We start from the raw sequence: 14,887 nt of genomic DNA, 5'->3' as shown, positions 1-14,887 counted from the left end.
GCCTCGCGTGATCAATACGTCTCAGGGTCCGGATCGGTGCGTTCGAGTTCGACCGATGCCGCGAGCAGCGCAAGACGCGCCACCACGCCATACATATAGAACCGGTTGGGCGGCGCCGCCCCCGGCTTCGCGTGAACGTCGGGCAACGCCGTGTGCTCGAAGGCGAGTGGCACGAAATGCATGCCGGGCGCGTTGAGGTTTTCGTCGGTCCCGCGTCCGGTGTGTACCCGGTAAAAACCACCAACGACATAGCGATCGATCATGTAGACGACCGGTTCGGCCACGGCTTCGTTGATGCGCTCGAACGTGTAGACACCTTCCTGCACGATCACGTCGTGCACTTCGAGGCCTTCCTTCACCACACTCATCTTGGTGCGTTCGCGGCGGTTCAGGTTTTTGATCTCGGCGGCGTCGTGCACCATCATCACGCCCATGCCATAGGTACCGGCATCGGCTTTGATCACGACGAATGGCTTCTCGGTGATGCCGTACTCGCGATACTTCTTGTTGATCTTCTTGAGGACGGCGTCGACCGTATCGGCGAGCTTCTCTTCGCCAACCCGCTCGTCGAAATCGATGCCTTCGCACTTCGCGAAGTACGGGTTGAGCATCCAGGGGTCGACGTCGATCATCTTGGCGAATTTCTTGACGATGTCGTCATACGCCGAGAAGTGCTGGCTCTTTCGACGTACCGCCCACCCCGCGTGCAACGGCGGCAGGAGGTATTGCTCATGCAGACCTTCAAGAATCGGCGGGATACCGGCCGACAGATCGTTGTTGAGCAGGATCGAGCAAGGGTCGAAATTCTTGAGCCCCAGCCGGCGCGGCGTGCGCTCGAGCGGTTCGATCACGACATGCTGGCCATCGGGCAGCTCGATGGTCGTGGGCTCGGTGATGTCGTCCGACAGACTGCCCAGGCGCACATGCAACCCCGCGTGGCGCATGATCGTCGACAAACGGGCAATGTTCTGCAGATAGAACGAATTGCGCGTGTGACGCTCGGGAATCAGCAGCAGGTTCTTGGCGTCGGGACAGATCTTTTCGATGGCGGCCATGGCCGCCTGCACCGCGAGCGGCAGGACTTCGGGCGCCAGATTATTGAAGCCACCGGGGAAAAGGTTGGTGTCGACGGGAGCGAGCTTGAAGCCGGCATTTCGCAGGTCGACCGAACAGTAGAACGGCGGCGTATGTTCCTGCCACTCAAGCCGGAACCAGCGCTCGATGGCAGGTGTCGCATCGAGGATCTTCTTTTCCAGGTCGAGCAGGGGGCCTTTCAGGGCCGTGACGAGATGCGGAACCATGCTTCTCTCATATCCAGATGGAATATCGATTGTAGAGCATACGCCTGGCGTCCCCGCCGTTCGCCATGCCCCTGGAAGGGGCACCACGCCTGGCCTTGTACGCGGCCTCTTGCCTGTTGTCGGTCGGACAACCGCTGGGAGACACGTGAACGCAGGCAGGTTCGGGGAAGGTGCAGTGCGATGCTGCGATGAGAGAAGGTGGGGACGAAGCCGGCAATCGCAAGCAAAAAAACGGGCACCCCTCGGGTACCCGTGCAAAGCTGGGGCCGGCTGTCCGACCGGCCGTCAGCAACTCCTCTCGCTCGCCCCGGGCGGGGCCAGAGGCCCAACGCCCAAGCCCGGGCTGAATCACGAACCCTTGCCGATTCGTTGATCGTCGTTGGCGTCAGGCCCGGCGGGTGCCGGGCCTAAACGGTGCGATGAGACAGATGGAGACGAACCGATCGAGATCAGTTGTGATAGGCCGATTCGCCGTGCGAGGTGATGTCCAGCCCTTCGCGCTCTTCGTCTTCCGGCACGCGCAGACCCAGCACGATGTCGGCAATCTTGAAGGCGATGAACGCCACCACACCCGACCACACGAGCGTAGTCACCACGCCCTGGAACTGAATCCAGACCTGACCGGCAATCGAGTAGTCCGGAGCGACCTTGTTGGCCACGTAGTCATAGATACCCGTGCCGCCCAGCGACGGTGCCGCAAACACGCCCGTCAGAATCGCGCCGAGCATACCGCCCACGCCGTGCACGCCGAACACGTCGAGCGCGTCATCGGCCTTGAGCAGGCGCTTCAGACCGTTCACTCCCCACAGGCAGATGAGACCGGCCAGCAAGCCGAGCACGATCGAGCCCATCGGACCGACGAAACCTGCGGCCGGGGTCACGGCCACCAGACCGGCGACCGCCCCCGAGGCGCCGCCGAGCATCGACGGCTTGCCCTTGCCGATCCACTCGCCGGCCGTCCACGACAGCGTGGCAGCAGCGGTGGCGAGCAGCGTGTTGACGAACGCAAGCGCAGCGCCGCCGTTGGCTTCCAGGCCCGAGCCAGCGTTGAAACCGAACCAGCCGAACCAGAGCAGCGAGGCGCCGATCATCGTCATCGTGAGCGAGTGCGGCTTGAAGGCCTCCTTACCGAAGCCCACACGTTTGCCCACCATGTACGAACCGACCAGACCTGCGATAGCGGCGTTGATGTGCACCACCGTACCGCCTGCGTAGTCGAGAGCGCCCTTCTGGAACAGCCAGCCAGCGTGCGCGTTGGCAGCGTCAGCGGCAGCCGCGTCGGTGTACGCATCCGGACCCGGCCAGAACCAGACCATGTGGGCCATCGGCAGGTACGAGAACGTGAACCAGATGACGGTAAAGAGCAGCACGGCCGAGAACTTGGCGCGTTCGGCGAAGGCACCGACGATCAGCGCACAGGTAATGGCGGCGAAGGCTGCCTGGAACGCCATGTACGCGTACTCCGGCACATTCACGCCCTTGCTGAAGGTCGCAGCCACCGAATCCGGCGTCATGCCTTTCAGGAACAGCCGGTCGAAGCCACCGAAGAACGCCCCGCCCTCGGTGAACGCGATGCTGTAGCCGTAGATCGCCCAGAGCACGACCACCAGCGAGAAGATGATGAAACACTGCATCAGCACCGACAGCATGTTCTTCGAGCGCACGAGGCCGCCGTAGAACAAGCCCAGACCGGGCAGCGTCATGAGAATCACAAAGGCAGTACAGGTGAGCAGCCATGCCGTATCGCCCTTGTTCGGCGGTACGGGTGCCGCAGCCGCGGCAGGTGCCGGTGCTGCCGCAGCAGCGGCGGCGGGTGCAGCGGCGGGTGTTGCTGCGGAAGCCGCAGCCGCAGCCGCGGCGGGCGACGCAGCTTCGGAGGCAGCAGCGGGCGCCGAGGCGTCCTGGGCAAGCGCAGCGGTGGAGCCGAGGCTCACGGTGCCGGCAACGCCCAGAAACGCGGCGGCGAGCAAGAGTTTGGCAAGCAGTTTTTTCATGATTGTTGTCTCTTATGTAGGACCTTTACAGCGCGTCTTCGCCGGTCTCTCCCGTACGGATGCGGACCACGTGCTCGACGTTTGACACGAAAATCTTGCCGTCGCCGATCTTGCCGGTGCGGGCTGCCTGTTCGATGGCGTCGATCGCCTGGTCGAGCAAGGCGTCGCCGATTACCGCCTCGATCTTCACCTTCGGCAGAAAGTCGACGACATATTCTGCGCCCCGATACAGCTCGGTATGGCCCTTCTGGCGGCCGAAGCCCTTGACTTCGGTCACCGTAATGCCCGCCACGCCAATGTTCGAGAGGGCTTCGCGCACCTCGTCGAGCTTGAAGGGTTTCACAATTGCGGTAATCAGCTTCATGATGAGTCGCTCCTTAGAATGTCTTCGACAGCCCTACGACGACCGTTGCCTTGGAGAGCACTTTGCCGGAATTCGCGGCGGTGTAGTACTTCTCGTCGGCATTCGTATCGACGTAGGAGACCGACACGGAGAAGTTCTTGCCCAGGTCTTTCGACAGGCCGATCTTCCAGTCGGTATAGCTCGCCGCGCTGAAGTTGTGCACCCACTGGTGACCCACGTGGCCCACGGCAGAGATGCCCCAGAAGCCCAGATCGTAGGTACCCGTCAGGTCAAGGTAGCCGCTGTTCGACGTATCCTGGCCGTCCGGGCTGACCAGACCGAACAGACGGGTCAACGAGTGCGAGTACTTCAGCGTCACGGTTTTCCAGCCCACGGCGGCATACAGCTCGAACGTATGCGGGCGCGGGTAGTAAGCCCCGGACGGATAAGTGCCCGGGTAGTAGTACTGCAGACCACCCACATCGATGGTCCAGTCGGGAATGATTTCCTTCTTCCAGCCCCCGTAGAAGTCCATCTCGATGGGCGCGCTCACGGCGGAATTCCCATCCGAAATCCAACTGATGTTCGATGCCCACACCCCGGCATACAGACCGGATTCATGGGCGAGATCGAAACCGCCCTGCACTGCCGGACGCTTGCCCGTTTGCGAAATACCGCGGAAGCGATAGTCCGAGAACAGGCCGATGTTGGCGGTGATCGTCAGCGGTTCGGCCGCAGCCGCGGCTGCATCGGCCGGTGCCGCAGCAGGCGCTGCGGCGGGTGTGGCGGCGCCATCGGCGCTTGCCTGCGCAAAGGCGCCGGCGGAAATTGCCATCGCACCAGTCAACACAACACCAGCCATCGCAGTTGACACTTTTTTCATCACTTTCCCCTAAGTTGAATTTCAACGTCTTTGGTACAGCGTGCGGCAGGTTGCGGACTGGGTAGAGCAACTCCCGTGCCAGCCTCGGAATCTGCGTGCGCTGCGACGCGCAAGATACGAATTTCGAGATAAAAAATTGGCAAAATTGCAGGGACGATGAGGCCGGCGAGCAACGCGGGCGATGGCAACGATGCCCGTCGATTCGTGTCAGATCCTTACCGGGTAACGGTTAGACGGGGTGCCGGCGCTGGCTGGGTGCGGGAAACGGTGATAGAGTTGCGCCAACATTGATGTGCGTACCCAATGCACCACCTTGCACCGGCCAGACCGACCCGTTGAAGCACATTGACGGTGCAAGCACCACCTTGGTGCGAAGAAACGAAGAGAGGAAGGCCTATGAAACCGAACGAGATCCTGCAAGACATGCAAGCCAAGGTGAGCGAGATGCTCAAGCAATCGCCCGCCAAGGATATCGAGCGCAACGTCAAAAGCCTGCTCAACCAGGGCTTCACGCGACTCGATCTGGTAACGCGCGAAGAATTCGACGTCCAGGCGCAAGTGCTCGCTCGCACACGCGAGAAGCTCGAAGCGCTGGAAAAGCGCGTGGCGGAACTGGAAAGCCTGCGCGGCGAAGCGCAAGACTGACGCATCACAGGGGCGCTACGGCGCCCCTGATCGTTTTCGGGGCCTGCGTGCCAGCGCTAGCCTCTGGCAGACCGTTGTTCTCCCTTGCCCCACCGCTCGCTGGGCATGGCCCCCTCCTGAAATCCCGATCCTCAATCGGAATCATCCTAAGTTCCGACAGACCTTTCCGGTACGTCCACAGCACCACTCCGAAAACGTCTCCGCTTCCTGTCTTTCCGCCGACAACCCATTGCGCGACGCGGTGTCTCGCGACGACTATCGACGCATGCGAGGCCTATCGCGGTTCGCGATGTTTCGGGAAACGAGGAGACGTCATGTCATTGGCAGTTGTCAGCAGCCGGGCGATCACAGGAATGGCGGCACGCGCGGTCACCGTGGAGGTACATCTGGCCAACGGGCTGCCGGGCCTGTCGCTGGTCGGTCTGCCCGATACCGAGGTCAAGGAAAGCCGTGAGCGCGTGCGCTCGGCATTGCAGAACAGCCGGTTCGAATTCCCCGCGCGGCGCATCACCGTCAATCTGGCCCCGGCCGATCTGCCGAAGGCGTCCGGCTGTTTCGATCTGCCGATAGCGCTGGGCATTCTCGCGGCGAGCGGTCAGTTGCCCGAAGCTGGGCTGCGCACCCACGAGTTTGCTGGCGAGTTGTCGCTCACCGGAGAGTTGCGCGCCGTGCGAGGCGGGTTGGCCATGGCGAGCGCCGTTGCCGCCGAACCCTCGGCACGCGCGCTGGTGCTGCCCGCCGGCAGTGCGCAGGAGGCCGCACTGGTCGAAGACGCCACGGTCTATGGCGCACGCACCTTGCTCGACGTCTGCGCGCACCTTGCCGAACCCGGCGTGGCGATACCGCTGCCGCGCGCCGTAGTCCCGAGCGCCGTCGCGGCAGCGTCTGGCGTCGGCCACGATGGCGCACGCGCCACCGGCCTCGCCGAGACAAGCGACATCAGTGATGTCAAAGGACAGGCCCATGCCAAACGCGCACTGGAAGTTGCAGCGGCGGGCGGGCATCACATTCTGTTTTACGGACCACCGGGCACGGGCAAGTCGATGCTGGCGACGCGGCTCGCCGGGTTGCTCCCCGCGTTGAGCAAAGCGCAGGCGGTCGAAGCGGCCACGCTGGCCAGCCTGAGCGCACAGGGCTTCGATATGCGGCATTGGGGACGGCGGCCGTTCCGTGCGCCGCATCACACGGCGTCGTCGGCAGCCCTGGTGGGCGGAGGGAGTGCACCGCGTCCCGGCGAAATCAGCCTTGCCCATCGCGGCGTGCTGTTTCTCGACGAATTGCCCGAATTCCAGCGGCGCGTGCTCGAAGTCTTACGCGAACCACTGGAGCTGGGTTACGTCACGATCTCACGCGCGGGCGGCCACGCCACGTTCCCCGCGGCCTTCCAACTCGTGGCCGCCATGAACCCCTGTCCGTGCGGCGATCTGGGACATCCGTCACGAAGCTGCCGTTGTACAAGTGAAGCAGTGGCACGCTATCGCGGCCGTCTTTCGGGACCACTGCTTGAGCGCATCGACCTGCATGTCGAAGTGCCCGCGCTGAACGCCGAGACGTTCGCCGCCCCGGCCAGCGGCGAGCGCAGCGACGTCGTGGCGCGACGTGTCAGGCAAGCGCGTGAGCGTCAGTTGTCGCGACAGGGACAGTTGAACTGCGGCTTGTCGGGGCGCGCCCTGGAAACACAATGCGCGCTGCGCCCAGACGCTCTGGACGTTCTGCACCGGGCAGTGACGCAGCACCATTGGTCCGCACGCACCTATCACCGCGTCCTGCGCGTGGCACGCACGGTGGCCGATCTTGCCGGTTGTACCGACATCGACGCTCACCACGTCGGCGAGGCGGTGCAGTATCGCGAAGCCCCGGCATCGTGACGATGCCCCTCCCGGTCACTCCAGCGTGAAGGCGTCCAGAAACTGATCGACCTGGTCTTTCGCGGGGGCCTTGGTCGCCAGCACGACAACCTGATAAACGTGGTTGCCGCGTCCGACGAAGCGGGCCGCGACGTAACGCTCGGTCTTGTCGCTGGCCATGCCTTGCGCGGAGACGGCCAGCCCCGGAATCGCCGGCGCGTCACCGGCCTGACGCACCATCACCTGCACAGGCGTCGCCGCGCCCTCGTTCACATTGGCGAGCAGACCGTGCTGCAACTCGGCCAGAACGGCCTGACGCAACGTCGCATCGTCGCTGGGCAGGGTGACGACGCCGACCGCAAAGAGCGCTGCGTCGACCCGCGCGGCTTGCATGCGCATCGGCAACGGGCCGGAGGCGAATTTCACCTCGCGAGCATCCTGCGTCGGCTTGGCGGGATAGGTCGCCGCATAGGCGCCGTCCTTATCATGCACTTCACGCCAGTCGTAGCGGGGCGAACAGGCGACGAGCACCACCGTCGCGGCGAACATCACGCAAACACGGACAACGCGATTCATAGACGAGAGAGGAAGTCGGAGGACAGAAAACGCCCATTATCCGCCATGTGTTACGGCACGAAAAACGCGCCGTGAAGGTTCCCGGTATCATCCGCAGCATGGAACACGACCTTGCCCACCGGCTCTGCGACCTGCCCGCCCGCGTCTTCAGAACGCAGGGCAAGCGCGAGTCTGCGCGCTTGCGCTCAAAACGCTCGCGAATCGTCAGCCAAATCGCCACGGCGTTGCTCGTGGTGACGGCAGGACTTGCGATCGGTACCGCCATCGCCGCACCGACCAGCGCTGCTGGCCCTGCCGGAGTAGCAGCACCGAAAGTCGAATTGGCGAAAATCGAACTGGCGCAAACGACGGGCATCACCTATCCGCGTGAAGGCGCAGTTGGCGCCTCGCCCGTCGACAGCAAGACGACCGCGAAGCCACGGGCCGAGCCGTCCACTGTCCCCATGGCGACGGACTTCGCCGCCCATGCCCGCCGCGCGGCGTCGCTCGACGCGCCGCTGATCGTGCTGGTGTCGTTGCGCGACTGCGTGTATTGCGGCCCGATCCGTCAGCGCGAACTCGCGCCGCTCGTGCGAAGCGGCAAGTACGAAGTGCGCGAGATCGGTATGGACAGCCGCACGGCCGTGCGCGACTTCGACGGTTCGACCACCACCGGCGTCGCCTGGGCACGTGCACATGGCGTCAAGGTTTCGCCGACGGTTTTGTTCCTCGACACGAGCGGACGCCCCGTGGCCGACCCGTTGATCGGTGCCGGGCTGCCTGACTTCTATGGCGCATATCTCGACGACGCGATCGCCCGTGGACGCGCGCGTTTGCACGTCGGGAGCGGCGCCACGACGCGCTGAGATTCAGAGTAGAATCGACGTCACCCAATGAACCCCACCATCCTCACGGCTGTGTCATGAGCGCTACGACCTCCCGCAAGTCTCCCCTGGGCAAGATTCTCGCCGTGGCGATCATCGCCGTCGTGGCGGTTGCCGCATATTTCACCTTCGCCGGACAGAAGCGCGCGCCCGAGGCGACGTTCACGCTGCTCTCCGGACAGAAGGTCGGCACCGAGCAACTCAAGGGCAAGGTCTATCTCGTCAATTTCTGGGCGACGAGCTGCACGACGTGCATGAAGGAAATGCCGACGATGGTGCAGACATACGAGAAGTACAAGGGCCAGGGTCTGGAGTTCGTGGCGGTCGCCATGAGCTACGACCCGCCGATGTACGTGATGAATTACGCGCAGTCGCGTCAGTTGCCGTTCAAGGTGGCCATGGATTCCGATGGCAGCGTGGCCAAACAGTATGGCAACGTGCAACTCACGCCGACGACCTTCGTCGTGGATCGTGACGGCAAAGTGCTCAAGCAGTATGTCGGCGAGCCGGAGTACGCCGAACTCGACAAGCTCATCGAAAAGGCACTGGCCAAGCAGGCGTAACCCGTCTCACGCCCGCCGACTTCCTCGGGCTTCATTCGCTGTTCACCGCATTGCATCGCAAGCGCCCTTCGGGGCGCTTTTGTTTTTCGGCGGGCCGGGAGCCTGTCGCCGCCTTTTCGCACCACGACGCTAACGCTTGCGATCTCGGCACCAGAATCGTCACCGTGCGACCGGCAATGCCCGTAGCGTTCGACTAACGTCGCACCGAGTAGATGCGTTCCGTCAGCCCCGGCAATCCCATCAACGTCCGTTGTCGCTCCCCTCGCCGTGCCCCCGCGTATGCAGGCCATAACGCTTGAGCTTTTCGTAGAGCGTTGCCTTGGGCACATGCAACGCCTCGGCCGTCGCCGCGACGTTGCCCTTGCTGTGTTCGAGTGCCTCTTGCAGCACGGCGCGCTCAAAACGTTCCACCTGCTCCTTGAGCGGCAGCGGCGCGAGCGAGTCGCCTTCGGGTGCGCTTGCTACGCCCAGCACCAGACGGTCCGCCGCGTTACGGAGCTCGCGCACGTTGCCCGGCCAATCCGCCTGCATCAACTCCTGGCGCATCCGGTCCGACACGACCGGTGCCGGACGTCCATAACGCACGGCAGAATCGAGCATGAAGTGTTCAAACAGCGGCAGGATATCCTCACGTCGCTCGCGCAGCGGCGGCAACGCCAGCGTCACCACGTTCAGGCGGTAATACAAGTCGCGACGGAACGTCCCCTCGCGCACGAGCGCCTCCATATCGCCTTTGGCCGCAGCGACCACGCGACAGTCGACGCGAATCGATTGGTTCGATCCCAACCGCTCTAGCACGCCGTCCTGCAACACACGCAGCAGCTTGACCTGCAACGCTGCCGGCATGCTCTCGATTTCGTCGAGAAACAACGTGCCGCCCGACGCGTGTTCCAGCTTGCCGATACGACGCTTCGCCGCACCGGTAAACGCCCCGACCTCGTGCCCGAACATCTCGCTCTCGAAGATCGCTTCGGGTAGCGCGCCGCAGTTCAACGCGACGAACGGCGCATCGCGGCGGCGCGACAACTCATGCAGGCTGCGCGCCACCAGTTCCTTGCCAGTGCCGGTGTCGCCGTTGATGAGCACCGGCGCGTCTGTCATGGCCACGTTGGCGATGAGCGTGCGCAGCGTCTCCATCGACGGGCTACGACCGATGATGCGCGAGGCACGCCCACCCTGCTCGGCCAGTTCGCGCCGCAACGCCTGATTCTCGAGCATGAGCTTGCGTGTCTCGAGCGCGCGCTTGGCCGACTCGATCAGGCGATCCGGCGCGAAGGGCTTCTCGATGAAGTCGTAAGCGCCATCGCGAATGGCCTGCACGGCCATCGAGATATCGCCGTGACCAGTCACGAGAATCACCGGCACTTCCGGGGCGTGCTGACGCAGATGCGCGAGCAATTCGAGCCCGCTCATGCCGATCAGGCGAATGTCGGACACGACGATGCCGGCGAAATCCGGCGTGATGCGCTCGCGTGCCGCCTCGGCGGAGGCGAGCCCGAAGGCGTCGAGTCCGGCGAGTTGCAGGCTTTGCAGCGTGGCACGCCGCACGAGTTCGTCGTCTTCGACGAAAAGGATCTGAAGGTTCTTGTACATCATGCGATTGTCTTGCCTGTGCGCTGCACACGGCGCAGCGTCACGAGAAATTCCGCACCACCGCCGGGAACGTTGCGCGCGACCAACTGGCCGCCGTTCTCCTGCGCAATGGACGATGAGATGGCGAGTCCGAGCCCCATGCCCTGACCGCCTTCCTTGGTACTGAAAAATGGCTCGAACAAACGCGGCATATTGGCCTCCGAAATGCCCGGCCCGTTATCGCGCACATAGATGCGCACCCACAGGTCGTCGGCGTCTACATCGATCCAGATCGACGGCGGCGCATGCGAACTTGCGCCCCCCGCGCTGCTGGCAACACTCGCGGCACCTGCCACGGCATCGATGGCGTTCCCCACCAGATTGATCAACACCTGCTCGAGACGCAATCCTTCGCAGGCAACCTGCACCTCGTCCAAACCGGTGGCGAATGTTGTCGTCACCTGAATGCCCGCGAGGCGCCCACGCAGCAGCATCAACGTATTGTCGAGCGCGCGATGCACCAGTGCTTCCATATCGCCACGACGCGCACGGCCTGCGAACAGCCGCAGTTGCCCCGTGATCTTGCCCATGCGATCGGTGAGCGACGCGATGGCTTCCAGATTCTCTTGTGCCGCAGCATGCTCACCGCGTTCGAGCAGCACGCGCGTATTGTCGGAGAAGCTACGCAGCGCCGAGAGCGGCTGGTTCAGTTCGTGGGTGATACCGGCAGCCATCTGGCCCAGCGCGACGAGTTTCGATGCCTGCACAAGCTCGCTCTGCGCCTCGCGCAGCTCATGCTCCGTGCGCGAGCGCTCCTGGACTTCCGTCTGCAAACGCTCGTTCGCCGATTGCAGATCCGCCGTGCGCTCGGCTACTCGCTCGCCCAGTTCCGCATACGCCGACTGCAACAACTCACGGCTCTTGAGCATGTCGCGCACGCGTTGCCGCCGCTGGTTCCAGGCCACGCCCAGCAAGCAGGTGAACGCAGCCAGACACGCCGCGGCCACCGCCGCGATGCGCGCGTTCGCGATGACCTGATCGAGGGGGGCGAAGTACATCAGCGTCCAGTCCGGCTCGCCGAGTTTGCGTTGAACGGCAAGGAAGCGCCGCGTCTTGCCCGCCCCGCGACCGTCACGCACGGTCACCACTTCGCCGTCGGCATCGAGCCGTTCGTCCTCGGTCCAGCCAAGTGGCGTGATGTGCTGGTTGTAATACTGGCGCGTGCTGTCGAGCGCCGCCTTCACGTCGGGCGTCAACGGCGTGAGCGACCGATACTGCCAGCGCGGCTCGGACGACAGGAACACCACGCCATGATCGTCGGCGACGACGACCGGTTCCGACGCGTCGGCGCCGGCGCGCTGGAACCACTCGAGATTCAGTTTGACGACGACGACGCCGCGAATCTGACCGTCCACGACGATCGGCTGCGAGACGAAATACCCCGGCTCGCCGGAGGTCGTCCCCACGCCGTAGAAACGGCCCAGCGCCCCTTTGATGGCGTCGATGAAATAGGGGCGGAAACGATACTCCTGCCCCACAAACGTGGCTTTCTCACGCCAGTTGCTGGCCGCGAGCGCCAACCCGTTGGCGTCGATCACATAGGCGGCCGATGCCTTGGCGCGCTGATTCACGTCGAAAAGATAATCGTTGGCACGCTGCACGACCGCGCGATCTTCAGGATGGCGCAGCAGATCGTGCACGTAGGGATGCAGCGAGAGCAGATACGGCAGAAATTCGTAACGGTCGACGGTGCTGCGCAGGCTGCCCGCATAGCGCTCGACACGCGCACCGGCATTCACGCGCAGATCGGCCACGCCGCGCTGCCAGCTCAGGGCATACGTCAACCAGCAAAACAGGACACTCGCCAACAGCATGACGACGATCCATGACCAACGGCGCATCGGCACAGTCCTCTCGAGATCGATGGGGACTTCGTCGCGCCGGGGGTCCGCAGGCAAGGCTGTGTCACCTTTCGGTGCGCGGATCAGATTGTCGTGCAGGGTGGCCATTGGGGCACAGCGTGCGTGAACCAAAGGACCACCGGGCGGCGAAGCTCAGGCGCTATTGTGCCTGTGCCGCACCGCCCGGTGGCGAACGTTGCATTGGCGCAGGACCGATGCCCTCACGCGAGATCACTCACGCGCAGCACCGGCCATCCGCGCCACCGGCCGTCAGGCCAGCTCCGGCGCTTGCTTGCCGGACAGGGCTTGCGCCAGCTTCTTGCGGTCCAGCTCTTTCTCCCAGGCCGACACAACGATCGTGGCGACGCCGTTGCCGCAGATGTTCGTCAGCGCACGGCATTCGCTCATGAAGCGGTCGATACCGAGGATCAGCACCATCCCGGCCACCGGGATCGTCGGAATCACGGCGAGCGTTGCGGCCAGCGTGATGAAGCCTGCGCCGGTCACGCCCGAGGCGCCCTTCGAGGTGAGCATTGCCACGGCGAGCAGCGTGAGCTGTTGGCCCCAGGTCAGGTCGATGTTCGTCGCTTGCGCAATGAACAACACGGCCATCGTCATGTAGATGTTCGTGCCGTCCAGGTTGAACGAGTAACCGGTCGGGATCACCAGACCCACCACCGACTTCGAGCAACCGGCCTTCTCCATCTTTTCCATCAGGTGCGGCAGCGCGGCTTCCGACGAGCTGGTACCCAACACGATCAGCAGCTCTTCCTTGATGTAGGCGAGGAAGCGGAAGATCGAGAAACCCGTGAACTTGGCAATCAGACCCAGCACGACGATCACGAACAGGAACGACGTCAGGTAGAACGTGCCCATGAGCTTGGCAAGCGGCACCAGCGAGGCGATACCGTACTTGCCGATCGTGAACGCCATGGCACCGAAGGCACCCAGCGGGGCGACCTTGGTGATGATGTGCACCACGCGGAAGAGCACGCCCGAGACGCTGTCGATCCAGCCCGTCACCACGCGGCCACGCTCACCGATCATGCCCAATGCGGCACCGAACAGAATCGCGATCACGAGGATCTGCAGGATCTCGCCCTTGGCGAACGCATCGGTAATCGTGTTCGGGATCAGGTGCAACAGGAAGTCGACGAACGTGTCGCCATGGGCAGCCTTTTCGGCATAGCCCGCGATCGCCTTCGGATCGAGCGTGGCGATATCGACGTTGAACCCGGCACCCGGCTTCAGGATGTGCGTCGCGAACAGGCCGATGATCAGCGCCAGCGTCGAGACGACTTCGAAGTAGATGAGGGCCTTGCCGCCAACGCGGCCGACCTTCTTCATATCTTCCATGCCGGCGATACCGGTCACCACCGTACAGAAGATCACCGGGCCGATGATCATCTTGATCAGCTTGATGAACGCATCGCCGAGCGGCTTCATCTGAACGGCGAGGTCGGGCTTGAAATGCCCGAGCAGCACGCCGATGACGATGGCGATCAGCACCTGCACGTACAGGATGCGGTAAAAGGGTTTTTTGGTCTGGGTTTGCATGTTGTTTCCTCTTCAGGCGGCGGGGCAAGCCACCGCCCTTGTTATCAATCCGCGGTGACCCCGCGAATCTCGCTTTGCGCGAAGCGCATTTGCTCCTCCATCACCATCTGGGCCAGCTCCTTCTTCAATTCATTGAATTCGCTGCCTGCCGTGTCGCGCGGACGGGGTAGTTCAATGACCACGTCTCGCTTGACCGTGCCCGGCCGGTACGTCATGACGACGACCCGGTCGGCCAGATAGATCGACTCCTCGATGCTGTGTGTGACGAAAATGATCGTCTTCTTGAATTCCTCCCAAATCCGCAGCAGCTCGTCCTGCAAGGTGCGGCGCGTGAGGGCGTCGAGCGCACCGAACGGCTCGTCCATGAGCATGATCGGGCTGTCGAGCGCGAGCACACGCGCAATTGCCACGCGCTGACGCATGCCGCCCGACAGATCGCGCGGGAACCGGTCGCGAAACTCGCGCAGGTTCAGCTTGCCGAGCAGCAGGTCGACCCGCTCGTTGATCTCGGCGCGCTTCATGCCCTTGATTTCCAGTCCGAAGGCGATGTTCTGCGCCACCGTCATCCACGGGAACAGCGCGTACTCCTGAAACACCATGCCGCGGTCCGGGCCCGGCTCGGCAGCCGCGTCTGCACGGCCATCGATGCGAATGGCACCCGAGGTCGGTTGTACGAAACCGGCGAGTGCGTTGAGCAGCGTCGACTTGCCGCAACCCGACGGGCCCAGCAGGCAGACGAACTCGCCGGCGCCGATGTTCAGGTCGATGTTCTTGAGCGCATCGACCGTGCCACCGGGCACGGGGAACTGTTTGTTGACGCTATCGATTTCAATCAGCATGTC

Annotated in this window: 13 protein-coding genes; 4 read left to right on the top strand and 9 right to left on the bottom strand. The window is 63.5% G+C overall.

Annotated elements, in window-relative coordinates:
• Window positions 1–11: 11 nt before the first annotated feature.
• The 4 genes from gshA to PI93_RS02305 form a co-directional block, all read right to left on the bottom strand.
• Window positions 12–1,301, bottom strand: coding sequence for a glutamate--cysteine ligase (gshA, locus tag PI93_RS02320; RefSeq protein ID WP_039365433.1), 1,290 nt, complete (start codon window positions 1,299–1,301; stop codon window positions 12–14).
• A gap of 449 nt (window positions 1,302–1,750) precedes the next feature.
• On the bottom strand, window positions 1,751–3,295 hold the full coding sequence (amt, locus tag PI93_RS02315; protein WP_039365431.1) for an ammonium transporter: 1,545 nt from the start codon (window positions 3,293–3,295) through the stop codon (window positions 1,751–1,753).
• Between the two features lie 25 nt (window positions 3,296–3,320).
• Complete coding sequence (locus PI93_RS02310; protein WP_010804740.1) at window positions 3,321–3,659, bottom strand: P-II family nitrogen regulator; 339 nt, start codon at window positions 3,657–3,659, stop codon at window positions 3,321–3,323.
• 13 nt (window positions 3,660–3,672) lie between these two features.
• Window positions 3,673–4,521: a TorF family putative porin gene (locus PI93_RS02305; RefSeq protein WP_039365421.1), complete on the bottom strand. Its 849-nt coding sequence runs from the start codon at window positions 4,519–4,521 to the stop codon at window positions 3,673–3,675.
• Between the two features lie 396 nt (window positions 4,522–4,917).
• Between PI93_RS02305 and PI93_RS02300 the strand changes: the two genes are divergently transcribed.
• Window positions 4,918–5,166, top strand: coding sequence for an accessory factor UbiK family protein (locus tag PI93_RS02300; RefSeq protein WP_039365419.1), 249 nt, complete (start codon window positions 4,918–4,920; stop codon window positions 5,164–5,166).
• A gap of 314 nt (window positions 5,167–5,480) precedes the next feature.
• Window positions 5,481–7,034, top strand: coding sequence for a YifB family Mg chelatase-like AAA ATPase (locus PI93_RS02295; protein ID WP_039365416.1), 1,554 nt, complete (start codon window positions 5,481–5,483; stop codon window positions 7,032–7,034).
• A gap of 15 nt (window positions 7,035–7,049) precedes the next feature.
• Here PI93_RS02295 and PI93_RS02290 read toward each other — a convergent pair whose 3' ends face one another.
• Window positions 7,050–7,589, bottom strand: a complete 540-nt coding sequence (locus tag PI93_RS02290) for a hypothetical protein (RefSeq protein ID WP_039365415.1) — start codon at window positions 7,587–7,589, stop codon at window positions 7,050–7,052.
• 71 nt (window positions 7,590–7,660) lie between these two features.
• On the opposite strand from PI93_RS02290, the gene PI93_RS24760 reads away from it, so the two are divergent.
• Both PI93_RS24760 and PI93_RS02280 read left to right on the top strand, forming a co-directional pair.
• Entirely contained in the window at window positions 7,661–8,434 is a 774-nt protein-coding gene (locus PI93_RS24760) for a thioredoxin domain-containing protein (RefSeq protein WP_236105711.1), read from the top strand.
• Window positions 8,435–8,490: 56 nt separating this feature from the next.
• Window positions 8,491–9,015 (top strand): TlpA disulfide reductase family protein, encoded by a 525-nt coding sequence (locus PI93_RS02280; RefSeq protein WP_039365412.1) that lies wholly within the window; start codon window positions 8,491–8,493, stop codon window positions 9,013–9,015.
• 240 nt (window positions 9,016–9,255) lie between these two features.
• On the opposite strand, the gene PI93_RS02275 is transcribed toward PI93_RS02280, so the two are convergent.
• The 4 genes from PI93_RS02275 to PI93_RS02260 form a co-directional block, all read right to left on the bottom strand.
• Entirely contained in the window at window positions 9,256–10,608 is a 1,353-nt protein-coding gene (locus PI93_RS02275; protein ID WP_039365537.1) for a sigma-54-dependent transcriptional regulator, read from the bottom strand.
• Window positions 10,608–12,596, bottom strand: a complete 1,989-nt coding sequence (locus tag PI93_RS02270) for a sensor histidine kinase (RefSeq protein WP_039365410.1) — start codon at window positions 12,594–12,596, stop codon at window positions 10,608–10,610. Before PI93_RS02270 ends, PI93_RS02275 begins: the two co-directional genes overlap by 1 nt.
• Window positions 12,597–12,758: 162 nt before the next feature.
• Window positions 12,759–14,045, bottom strand: a complete 1,287-nt coding sequence (locus PI93_RS02265) for a dicarboxylate/amino acid:cation symporter (RefSeq protein WP_039365408.1) — start codon at window positions 14,043–14,045, stop codon at window positions 12,759–12,761.
• Between the two features lie 44 nt (window positions 14,046–14,089).
• Window positions 14,090–14,884, bottom strand: coding sequence for an ABC transporter ATP-binding protein (locus PI93_RS02260; RefSeq protein ID WP_039365407.1), 795 nt, complete (start codon window positions 14,882–14,884; stop codon window positions 14,090–14,092).
• Window positions 14,885–14,887: the final 3 nt, after the last annotated feature.

This window comes from Pandoraea fibrosis (assembly GCF_000807775.2).
Lineage (GTDB): Bacteria > Pseudomonadota > Gammaproteobacteria > Burkholderiales > Burkholderiaceae > Pandoraea > Pandoraea fibrosis.
The sequence above is the reverse complement of the archived record's forward strand: the minus strand, read 5'-3'. Positions and strand labels throughout refer to the sequence as shown.

Bases quoted from the DNA above. Each gene is read 5' to 3' on its own strand.
- gshA (WP_039365433.1), bottom strand. From the start codon at position 1,301: ATGGTTCCGCATCTCGTCACGGCCCTGAAAGGCCCCCTGCTCGACCTG.
- amt (WP_039365431.1), bottom strand. From the start codon at position 3,295: ATGAAAAAACTGCTTGCCAAACTCTTGCTCGCCGCCGCGTTTCTGGGC.
- PI93_RS02310 (WP_010804740.1), bottom strand. From the start codon at position 3,659: ATGAAGCTGATTACCGCAATTGTGAAACCCTTCAAGCTCGACGAGGTG.
- PI93_RS02305 (WP_039365421.1), bottom strand. From the start codon at position 4,521: ATGAAAAAAGTGTCAACTGCGATGGCTGGTGTTGTGTTGACTGGTGCG.
- PI93_RS02300 (WP_039365419.1), top strand. From the start codon at position 4,918: ATGAAACCGAACGAGATCCTGCAAGACATGCAAGCCAAGGTGAGCGAG.
- PI93_RS02295 (WP_039365416.1), top strand. From the start codon at position 5,481: ATGTCATTGGCAGTTGTCAGCAGCCGGGCGATCACAGGAATGGCGGCA.
- PI93_RS02290 (WP_039365415.1), bottom strand. From the start codon at position 7,589: ATGAATCGCGTTGTCCGTGTTTGCGTGATGTTCGCCGCGACGGTGGTG.
- PI93_RS02280 (WP_039365412.1), top strand. From the start codon at position 8,491: ATGAGCGCTACGACCTCCCGCAAGTCTCCCCTGGGCAAGATTCTCGCC.
- PI93_RS02275 (WP_039365537.1), bottom strand. From the start codon at position 10,608: ATGTACAAGAACCTTCAGATCCTTTTCGTCGAAGACGACGAACTCGTG.
- PI93_RS02270 (WP_039365410.1), bottom strand. From the start codon at position 12,596: ATGGCCACCCTGCACGACAATCTGATCCGCGCACCGAAAGGTGACACA.
- PI93_RS02265 (WP_039365408.1), bottom strand. From the start codon at position 14,045: ATGCAAACCCAGACCAAAAAACCCTTTTACCGCATCCTGTACGTGCAG.
- PI93_RS02260 (WP_039365407.1), bottom strand. From the start codon at position 14,884: ATGCTGATTGAAATCGATAGCGTCAACAAACAGTTCCCCGTGCCCGGT.